The organism is Thioclava sp. JM3 (assembly GCF_002213185.1).
GTDB classification, from domain to species: domain Bacteria; phylum Pseudomonadota; class Alphaproteobacteria; order Rhodobacterales; family Rhodobacteraceae; genus Thioclava; species Thioclava nitratireducens.
Map to the genome: position 1 here is coordinate 1 of NZ_NBOB01000040.1, position 1,424 is coordinate 1,424.

At 61.9% G+C, this 1,424-nt stretch carries 1 protein-coding gene; it reads right to left on the minus strand.

The window, feature by feature from the left end:
- Window positions 1-218: 218 nt before the first annotated feature.
- Window positions 219-1,340 carry an IS110 family transposase gene (locus B6V73_RS20355; protein ID WP_240504216.1) on the minus strand — a complete coding sequence of 374 codons (1,122 nt, stop codon included), beginning with the start codon at window positions 1,338-1,340 and terminating at the stop codon, window positions 219-221.
- Between the last annotated feature and the right edge of the window lie 84 nt (window positions 1,341-1,424).

The following is a 1,424-nucleotide window of genomic DNA, read 5'->3' on the forward strand; positions in this document are numbered from 1 at the left end:
TGATTGCGGCTTCGTCAAGTGCGGATCGCGACGTCCGTCCGGGTCATGGTTCTCTCCGAGGTCGCAGCCTTTGCGCCTCACAATGGCGTTCGAGGGCGGATTGTCTCCAATGTCGCTAGCGGGGTTAGGATGTTCGTTCGCCCCAAGGTGTCTTGCGAGATCAATCTGCCTCCGTCCCATCAGGACTTCGCTTCCCGCCTTTCCGGCGAGAATTCAAATCAAGCAGTGGCCTCCTTCGTCCAGTGATACTCGGTTTCGTTCTTCCAGAGCGTCAGCATAAGGACGGCGATCTTGCGCGCCGTCGCAACGGCGGCTTTTCGGAAGCCGCGACGGCCAGCCAGGCGCACGGCCCAACTCTTCAGAGCCGAGAACCGTTTGACCTGTCGGATCACGGACGCAGCCGCTTCGAACAGCAAGCCGCGCATGGCGCTATCGCCGCATTTCGAGACCCGTCCGGACCAGTCGATCTCGCCGGACTGGTGCCGCTTCGGCGTGATACCGAGGAAGGCGCCGACATCCGACGTCCGACCGAAACGGCTCGGATCATCGATCAGGGCGATGAAGCTAAGCGCATTCACTGGGCCAACGCCCGGAATGGTCATCAGCCGGCGCGCGACTGAATGATCTCGCGCCTTTCGTTTCAAGGCGGCATCGAGATCAGCCGCGGCCTGGCAAAGGGTCGCGTGGGCGGTGATGAACCCGTCCGCAATGACGCGCAGCACCGTGTTTGTTTCGCCCGCTGCGGCGAGCTGATCGCGGAACGCCTGGCGCTGCCGCCCTTGACTGATCCCGGTCATGCGGATGCCAAAGGTTTTCAGGACGCCGCGAATGTGTCCCTCCAGGTCCTTGCGCAACCGGAACAACCGTTCGCGCGCGCCGATTAAGGCGCGCAACCGGTCGGACGCTTCAGTGCGGATATGGACCGGCGTGAACCAACCGGTGCGCGCCAGCTGAGCCAGACCTTCGGCGTCGCCTGCATCGGACTTGTTGAGACGCGCTGACAGGCTCTTGTGCGCCTTCCGGGCATCGATGCAGGTGGCTGCCAAGCCAATGCGCTCGAGACCGCGCTGCAACCAGATCGACAACATCCCGCTCTCATGCACGATGCGGTTCGGCTCGAGCGACCGGTTGCGAAACCAGCCAGCGATGCCCTCGGGATCGGCGAGACACGTGCCACGCGCCACGGTATTGCCGTCCCTGTCCACGACACAGATTGAAATCTCTTTCAGCGACACGTCCAAACCAGCATAATGTTCCAAGGTCGTTCTCCTCACGGTTACTATCCATGAGGCCACCATACCGAACCTCGTTTGCCACCGGAGAGCGACCGCCGCAATCACACCATGTCGCTAAAGACGTCGTTATGCACGTGTCTTATCTCGGTCCGCCTCCATCAGGCAGGCGGCATCAATCGGGCGCTTACC